The organism is Shewanella sp. A22 (assembly GCF_053850585.1).
In genome coordinates this window covers 20,478-29,829 of the sequence record NZ_JBSQBN010000050.1, presented here as the reverse complement: position 1 = coordinate 29,829, position 9,352 = coordinate 20,478, and the positions used below count along the sequence as shown (strand labels likewise).

Here is a 9,352-nt window from a genome sequence, read left to right as displayed (position 1 = left end):
ACACAGAAGTGGAATACCTGAGAGACTCCATTCTGGCGGGTTTCAAAGTCCTTTATGCTTCGTTAGATGCTTTCAAAATACGACTGCATGGTCTATTTTTTTCCATAAAAAATAAGACATTCCCACCCTCCATGGCGGTCAGATGCTGGAGGTAGAGTAACGCAGGAGCTTGTTACCGAAGATCACTATTCGCTTCAATCATCTGCCTTGCCTACAGCACTTTGAACTCCCGCTGAAAGATCATATATTTAATAGGATTGGTGTAATTATTGCTTAAGCCTGTTTAATTCGAGATAAGAAGCTTGAAAATAGTCATAAAATTGAGGTGTTGCTATCGATTTTGAGGGGGAGAATGGACTGATGAATAACGCATCTATTGCCAGTCGATTCAATACAATTAGCTAGGGAGAACGCTGTTTAAGCGGCATTGGTAGCGCTCATAATATAGTGTATTATTGCATTGATTTTAGTTGGTTAAGTCTGCAAATTAGCGCATTACCTCCCATGGTTTAATCGTGATGATTGCCTATTGTAAATTAAAACCTTGGATGCCATTGATATTAACTGTGAACAATACGCTTTGCTTCTGCAATGAGACAATCTCTTAGTGGATTGTTTCCCATATCTTGACGCCAAATAAACGATAAATGGCGCTTTAAGTTTAACTCAGGTGTGGTCAGCACGACTAAATCTCCGTTTGCGATGTCTTTTTCTACATCTAAATAAGGTAAGCAGCTTAGATAGACTCCATTTTTGACTAACGCCTTTAATAATCCAACATGTTCGTATTCTTTCCAAACATTTAATTTAACGATCAATCCATGGATTGCCGCATCAAAAATTCGCCGAGTACCAGCGCCTGGCTCCCTTAGCACCCATTTTGCTTGTTCTAATTGCGATAAACTGGTGCGTGTATGGTGTGCAAACGGATGATGAGGTGAAGCGACAACCACTAGGTGGTCATCTACCCAAGGTTCTTGGTGTAATCTGCTATCATCAATTCGACCTTCAATAACACCTATATCAAATTGATAATCGAGTACTTCTTGGGCTACGTTGTCGCTGTTTTCTACGGCTATTTCGATTCTCAATTCAGGGAAGTCATTATCAATTTTACTGATCAAAGTAGGCAGTAAGTGTTCTGCAGCTGTTTGACTAGAGCACAATTTTATTGTGCCACTGATAATATGTTGGTCATGTAACCCAAGGGCAATTTGTTGTGCATCTTGCAATAGCTTTCTTGCTCTTGGGCGCAACCATTGGCCCCAATGACTCATAATCAGTCTATTGCCTTGGCGAATAAATAATGGTCGGTCTAGCAAATGTTCTAGTTGGCTTAACGACATGCTTACTGCTGATTGGCTCATTGACAGTTTTTTTGCAGCAGCACTCACACTTTCTAAACTTGCTACAGCATCGAAAACGGCGATTTGTTTCAGCGTATAGTGCATGAATTACCTTACTCTCGGAAAACAATATAAATAATCATACTATGATCAATTATTTTTAACAGAAGATATATGTATAGCTTCATATTTTGTGGGCTTCATTCAACAATGCTTAATGTTTGGTTAAAAAACAAGCTGTCGTGTTATCTGGTTAGGTTCTATTGAGCTTGCAAGATTGCTTTTGATGCGAAAAAAAGACCTATAATAGAAACAGTGAGTTACAAGGCAGAGATTATTTTGTGCCGCTAAGCGACATAGAAAGCCGATAATACAGTAAAAATAGTCAATAAATGCAGCGTAAAAGAAAGCCGCTAATTACTCTTGGTTGAGCAGCATTTGAAAGAGTATTTGGCCCAGATAGATAAGCGCAATCCGCTGGCCTAGATTAAAACGCCTTATACCAAACAACATTCAACCAGAAAAGATTAACCGCCAAGTTAATGAGTTGATTTATCTTGATAGGTTGACCCAATCTTGTCGTGTTAATGTTTATTCTTGGCTGGTTTAAAGTAAAAAAACGGCATCCGAAGATGCCGTTTATTAACACATCACAATCATTTAAAACTTATATGTTGCTGTCGTGTGGAAGAAACGACCTACGTTATCATACGCAGAGCTGTCTTCATTTGTGCCTGTGCTACCGTAAGGTAGATCACGGTCAAACAAATTGTCGATACCAAATTTCAGTGTTATACCAGAATCGAAGTTGTATGCAACCGCCACATCACTGATATAATAATCACCATATTTCATGCTGCTATTAGGATTGGCATTTAATGCTAATTCCTTATCAGAATAGAGGCTTACACCTTCAACAAAGCGTGTTCTCCAATTAACATCCCAGTTATCGATACTGTAATTTAGGCTCCAATTTGCTTGCCATTTGGCATAGCCAGCAGTACCTGCTAGTTCCTCAAATGTATCGGGTTCGTCTTGGAAAGAGTAGTCTTTACGTTTGAGTAACCTAGTTGCAATAAGATTAGAGCGGACATCGCCATTAAAGGCTTCAAAGACATAACCTATATCAAAGTCGATACCTGCAGCTTCAAGTGATGAAATGTTTAACGAGAACTGTCTAATTTGCGTGATTTCATGGCTGGTTGCATCACGAGTAATCAAACTACAATACTCGTTATCCACACCCGATGGCGAGTCAACACACCGGTTGATAATATCCTGAGGGCTCACGGCACTGATGGCGTTTTCTATCTCAATATTCCAGTAATCGGTTGTAATTGATAACCCATCGATAAAATCAGGTTGATAGACAATCCCTAATGTATAACTTGTTGACTCTTCGGCTTCTAATTCACGGTTACCACCACTTAACCCTTCGAGGGTTTTGTCATCATAGTCTGGATCAAAACTCGCAGGGATCCCTAAAGCAGCACAGTTAGCCTGACGTAAAGTTGGATCGGCTAGTTCATTGATGTGTTTAGCACGGCAAGAGTCATCCACATTGAAGAAGTTTTGGCTTGCTGCGCCATAAAGCTCACTAATGTTTGGTGCGCGAATGGCTTCTGAATAAGTAGTACGAACTCGGAGTTGATCATCTACTTCCCAGCTTAAACCTGATTTCCATGTTGTTGCATTGCCAATGGTGCTGTAATCGGCAAAACGTATTGCAAGGTCTAAGTCTAATTGGCGTACCATAGGTAAATCGGCTAATAAGGGTAGAGTGATTTCTGCAAAGATTTCACTTACATCAAAATCACCTTTATCTTCACCTAGTGCATTGAAGAAAGTGCCTTCTGCATTGTCTGGTTCAAAGTCTTCGCTTTCTTCTTTACGATATTCAACACCTGTTGAAAAACCAACATAACCACCTGGTAGTTCGAATAAACCAGAGTTAGTCATGCTTCCGCCTAACACGGTTTGCTTAATAATTGAGGTGCCTGTCGAAACAGTATTAATGTAATCAATAGCGTCTTGACTTGGCGCGCCAAAACCAAAAATATTGACGGGTACACAACCCGCGTCTCTTGCTGCTTGATCACGACATACAGCAACACCATTTTCTAGTACAGAATCAAGAGCATTAGCGTAATTGTCATAGACTAAGTTGTTTTTATTAACACGTTCTAGATCTGTTTGACCATAAATAGCATAAATATCGTAATCCCAATCTTCTAATACGGTTCCGTCAAAACCTAGAACATAACGTTGGGTTTCACGGGTATCATCTTCAATACGCACACCTAAATCGGTCATAAAACGTCGAATATTGATAGAGTCTAATGGTGCGTTATTGCCATTGTTATCTTTGTTGGCTGTCATTAACGCCACAAGTTCAGGATTGATAAAAGCATTATCAATTTTGACGTTATTAACAGAGCTACCAAAAAAGTATGCCGGTTGACCTTCGTTGGTCGATTGGCTGTTAACGTACTTAGCTTCAAAATAGACGTTATGATCATCGTTAAGTTGATAATCTGTTTTGAAATTAAGATTGTAACGTTCAAACTCTGGCTGTAATTCAACAAATTGATTTAAGTTAGTTACATCACAGTTAGCGCAACGAATTCCATCAACATTTTGACCACTATAGACATCTCTTAATGATCCATCAGGATTAAAGCTTTTCCAGCCATCTAAATAGAAAGTACCGGCATTACTAATCGTGTAGTGGCCTGCATTCGGCGTTAAAATCCTATCTGGATTAGACGGGTCATTATCATCAGGTACGGTTGCACGATTTGGATTCGTTAAGCTTGTAAATGCGGTCGATGTTTGATCACGGTCGAATGCACGTAATTGTTCTTGGGCGCTGTATTCTACTGCGAAGGCTATATTACCGTCGCCCTGCGCAAAATCAGTGCCGTAAGATAATGAAAAACGATCTTTATTGTGGCCGCTATCGTCTGCCCAACCTTTGGTTGCTGAGATATCTAAACCGTTAATATCTTTCTTTAAAATAAAGTTAACTACACCCGTTACAGCATCTGCCCCGTAAATGGCTGATGCGCCACCGGTAATCACTTCTACTTTTTCAATCCATACACTTGGAATGGTATTGACGTCTACAGAAGATGTTCCCGCAGAGCTTGATACATGGCGTTTACCATTAACCAGTACTAGTGTTCGATCAGAACCCATGCTTCTCAAATCAAGTAAGTTAAGTCCCGATGTGCCAATAAAGCGGCCAGAATTTGCTAGTGAGTAGGTGTTGCCTAGTGCTGGCAATTGGTTTAGCGCCTCACCAATGTTAGTCACACCAGTTGACAATAATTCGTCACCAGTAATAACAGTTACAGGTGTTGGGGCTATTGCACCTTCACGAATAATACGTGAACCTGTTATTGATATTCTTTCTACGGTTGATGTGGTATTACTCACGTCATCTGCAAAGGTGTTGAACGTGGTTGCAGCAGAAACGGCAATACCACTCATTAGCGCAAGACGAATGGCCTTGGCTAAATGTGAATTAACTTGCATTTTATCACTCCCAGATATGTTTTTTTATGTGGTAAATTTTGTATACATTTTGAATATATAAATGAAACAAAATTACACCAACACGGATATAACCATAACAAGAGGAAAAGACAATGCTTATGAATCAATGTGTTAGCTAATTAAGGTTTAACCGCTAAACCGCGGTTAGTTAACGGCGCCGCTACATTTTGACTACGGCAGCGCCAAAATGTAAATAAAAAAATTTACGTTAATTTGATTTGTATTTTGTTTGTTATCTTTGTGTTGATTTTGGGCGCAAAGGCTTTATTACCCAACAATAAATGTTAATTAATCGTGTCGAGGTTATTTTTTTATTAAAATTAAATATTTTAATAAATCAATATTGTTTGAACTAGATCAACTTTATTCAGCTTTTTAAAGGCCGTTTTTTGCGCGCAATAAATGGTGTGAGTTCACTCATTTAAATTTACTTTACTGTTGCTGAATATTTGTAAGGTGTTATTTATTCATAAGATTTAAATAACTATTTGCACATTATGAATATAAAAAGACAGTATAAGTATTATCAAATGTAGTTTGGTGTTATAGATTATTTTTGATATAAAAATGCCAGCAGATCTTGTTAATTCGCTGGCATTATTATTATTGATGTTAATGACTCATAATGAGCCATTATCTTATTGTTACTGTACGTTTTCGCTATCGCTAAATTCACCAGCGAACAGAACGGATGATAAATAACGTTCTGCAGCAGATGGCAATACCACTACGATGGTTTTATCTGCAAACTCTGGTAAAGCTGCAATACGGTTTGCTGCTACAACCGCAGCACCAGAAGAAATACCGACTAAGATGCCTTCTTCCTTCATTAAACGACGAGCCATTTCAATAGACTCTTCGTTGGTTACAGCCTCAACACGGTCAATAATTGACAGGTCTAAGTTACCTGGGATGAAACCGGCACCAATACCTTGGATCTTATGTGGTCCAGGTTGAATTGGTTGTCCTGCTAATGCTTGGGCGATGACGGGTGAATCAACGGGTTCAACAGCAACAGAGGTAATGGTTTTGCCTTGCGCTTTTAAATAACGGCTTACACCCGTTAAGGTTCCACCAGTACCAACGCCAGCAACGAAAACATCCACTTCACCATCGGTATCATTCCAAATTTCTGGACCTGTGGTTTTTTCGTGAATTTCAGGGTTAGCAGGGTTATCAAATTGGCCTAAAACCAAGTATTTTTCAGGCGACGATTGGCGAATTTCTTCAGCCTTATCAATAGCACCTTTCATACCTTTAGCACCTTCAGTAAGTACTAAGTTAGCACCTAAGGCTTTAAGCAACTTACGACGCTCAAGACTCATGGTATTTGGCATCGTTAATGTTAATTTGTAACCACGTGCAGCCGCAACATAAGCAAGTGCAATACCTGTGTTACCTGATGTAGGTTCAATTAATTCAATATCTTTGGTGAGGAGACCTTTCTTTTCAGCATCCCAAATCATATTAGCGCCAATACGGCATTTAACACTAAAACTTGGGTTACGTGCTTCTACTTTTGCTAACACATTGCCATTACTAACACGGTTCAAGCGAACAAGCGGTGTGTTGCCTAAAGTATATGAATTATCTTCGAAAATTTTGCTCATGGATTATTTGCTCCTATGGTTGCATTGTCTAATCATAATCCGCTCAGCAGAATTTAGAAGTGAAAGTTTGTTCTTCTTTATTCCTTTTAGTTATTAGCGGCTGTTCTTTTATTATAAAATCCTTATATATGTTGCTATATTAGGCTTTTAGAGTGGATAATCACGACTCAATGGTCTGACCATCAAACAAATTTAATATTAGTATGACAAGAATAAATCATAAAATACTAGAATAGCGTTAATCAGCAAAATGTTTCCATGTTGTGCCACTCAATGGATCTGTAAGGTTAGCGGTACGTGATATAAAACCTTCATAAAAGATGTCGATTGATTGTTAAGTCTCTGGCACTCAGGAGCTTTCGCTAACTCATTCACTAAAAATGGTAGAGTAAAATGAATAAAGTTGTGATTTCAGGAAGTGGTTTATACACACCACCTTACAGTGTCTCTAATGACGAATTGGTTAGCAGTTACAACCGTTATGTTGATCAGTTTAATCAACAACACGCCATCGAGATTGAGGCAGGTAACACATTAGCTTTAGCATATTCTTCAAGTGAGTTTATTGAAAAAGCTTCAGGGATCAAAAGTCGTTATGTGATGGTGAAAGAAGGTATTCTTGACACAAACATTATGATGCCGTTAATAGCCGACAAACCTTCTGAAGCATTATCTATGCAAGCAGAAATGGGAATTGCAGCTGCAAAACAAGCATTGGAGCAAGCAAACTTAAACGCTGAGGACATTGATTTAGTTATTGTTGCTTGTGCTTATACCCAGCGAGCTTATCCTGCAATCGCCATCGAAATTCAGCAAGCAATGGGCACTAAAGGATTTGCTTACGACATGTTGGTTGCTTGTTCATCTGCTACTTTTGCAATTGTAAATGCAGTGAATTCTATCCGCGGTGGGACAGCCAACCGAGTACTCGTGATAAACCCAGAACTAACATCACCCCAAATTAATTTCTGCGATCGTGATAGTCATTTTATTTTTGGTGATGTCGCCACCGCAGTGGTGGTTGAACGTGCGGAATTATCAACATCAACTCATGCCTTTAGCGTATTGTCTACGCGTTGCGCCACTCATTACTCTAGTAATATTCGCAGTAATTTTGGTTTTGTTAATCGTTGCGACCCAGAAAATGCGAGTACCGCCGATAAGCTGTTCCATCAGCAAGGTCGCAAGGTGTTCAAAGAATTGTTGCCGATGATTTACCAACACCTAGATGCACAATTTACCGACGAACAAATAAAACCAGAAGAATTTAAACGTTTATGGCTTCACCAAGCCAACATCAACATGAATTTATTTGTCGTGAAGAAACTACTTGGTGATAACGTAGAACCATTACAAGCACCTATTGTACTCGATGAGTATGCTAATACCGCTTCGGCAGGTTCTGTGATTGCATTTCATAAATTTAACCAAGACTTTAAAACGGGTGATTTGGGTTTACTGTGTTCATTTGGAGCAGGGTATTCTATTGGCAGTATTGTGCTCGAAAAGTGCTAATTTCGCGCGTAGAAACTAATAACCAAAAAGGTGAAAGTATTGCGAGTTTTGATTGTAGAAGATAGCTCCACAGTGTCTAGCGTTTTGAAAAGCATGATTGTGCTAGAGCTTGGCTATCATGTTGATATTGCTCCAGATATGTCTTGTGCATTAACGTTATTAGAAAATAATCAATATTTTGTTGTTGTTGCAGATTTAAATCTACCCGATGCCTCTGACGGCGATATAGTTCGGTTAGTGGCATCATATTCAACCCCATGTATTGTGTTGACGAGTAATATTGATGCGGATCAACGTCGTGAAATATTGAAACTCAGCATAGTGGACTATATTCCAAAAGATAAGCGCTACAGTTATCAGTATGTGGTTAAGTTGATTGACAGACTTTATCGCAATCAAGACGTTAAAGTATTGGTCGCTGATGATTCATTGGTCAGTCGTAAATTTGTAAAAATGCTACTCGAGCAACATTTGTTCAAAGTGATTGAAGCGAATGACGGTCATGAAGCGCTGGCTATATTAGGAACTCAACCAGATATTCAGTTACTTATTACTGATTATAATATGCCTAAAGTTGATGGGATTGAGCTTGTGTTAAGTGTGCGGGAGCAGTTCAATCGCGAAGACATAGCGATTATTGGTTTATCTAATGATAATGATGAAAGTTTGTCTGCAAAGTTTATTAAAAGTGGTGCGAATGACTTTTTACAGAAACCCTTTGTACATGAAGAGTTTCATTGTCGAGTGCTTAATACTCTCGACTCGCTTGATATGATGCGTGATCTATGGAATAAGGCTAATCGTGATTATTTAACGAAAGCTTACACTCGAGGTTATTTTTTCAATCAATATCAAGATATTGATACCGAACAAAAAATGTTGTCCGTGGCATTATTAGATATTGATTTTTTCAAAAAAGTTAACGACAAATATGGTCATAATGTTGGTGATCAAGTATTAGTAAAATTTGTTCAACGTTTAGATAATGCTTTTTCAAGTAATTTTACGGTGGCGCGATTTGGTGGTGAAGAGTTTGTTATTGCCTTTAAAGGACTTGATTCTGTTAAAGCGAGCACATTGATGAATAAATTTAGAGAGCAATGTGAACATACTCCTATGGTGACCTCTGCTGGAGATGTGCCTATTTCATTCAGTTGTGGGGTGTCAACAATGGGTAATGAAACGTTAGACCGTACACTGCAGCGGGCAGATGAATTACTGTATAAAGCGAAAAGCGAAGGCCGCAATAAAGTAGTTTACTAAACGATTACTTAATTGCTTATTTAGCTAAAGCCATTGATCTTTCAATATTAATGGCTTTTT

Annotated in this window: 5 protein-coding genes; 2 read left to right on the top strand and 3 right to left on the bottom strand. The window is 38.7% G+C overall.

Features of this window, described 5'->3' with window-relative positions; genetic code table 11:
- Nucleotides 1–560: 560 nt before the first annotated feature.
- From ACWXWT_RS10855 to cysK, 3 genes are all read right to left on the bottom strand, one after another.
- Nucleotides 561–1,451, bottom strand: coding sequence for a LysR substrate-binding domain-containing protein (locus ACWXWT_RS10855; RefSeq protein ID WP_456041602.1), 891 nt, complete (start codon nt 1,449–1,451; stop codon nt 561–563).
- A 555-nt stretch (nt 1,452–2,006) separates the two neighbouring features.
- On the bottom strand, nt 2,007–4,883 hold the full coding sequence (locus ACWXWT_RS10850) for a TonB-dependent receptor domain-containing protein (protein ID WP_456041601.1): 2,877 nt from the start codon (nt 4,881–4,883) through the stop codon (nt 2,007–2,009).
- 665 nt (nt 4,884–5,548) lie between these two features.
- On the bottom strand, nt 5,549–6,514 hold the full coding sequence (gene cysK / locus ACWXWT_RS10845; protein ID WP_456041600.1) for a cysteine synthase A: 966 nt from the start codon (nt 6,512–6,514) through the stop codon (nt 5,549–5,551).
- A gap of 393 nt (nt 6,515–6,907) precedes the next feature.
- On the opposite strand from cysK, the gene ACWXWT_RS10840 reads away from it, so the two are divergent.
- Both ACWXWT_RS10840 and ACWXWT_RS10835 read left to right on the top strand, forming a co-directional pair.
- Entirely contained in the window at nt 6,908–8,029 is a 1,122-nt protein-coding gene (locus tag ACWXWT_RS10840) for a beta-ketoacyl-ACP synthase III (protein ID WP_456041599.1), read from the top strand.
- Nucleotides 8,030–8,068: 39 nt separating this feature from the next.
- Nucleotides 8,069–9,292 carry a GGDEF domain-containing response regulator gene (locus ACWXWT_RS10835; protein ID WP_456041598.1) on the top strand — a complete coding sequence of 408 codons (1,224 nt, stop codon included), beginning with the start codon at nt 8,069–8,071 and terminating at the stop codon, nt 9,290–9,292.
- Nucleotides 9,293–9,352: the final 60 nt, after the last annotated feature.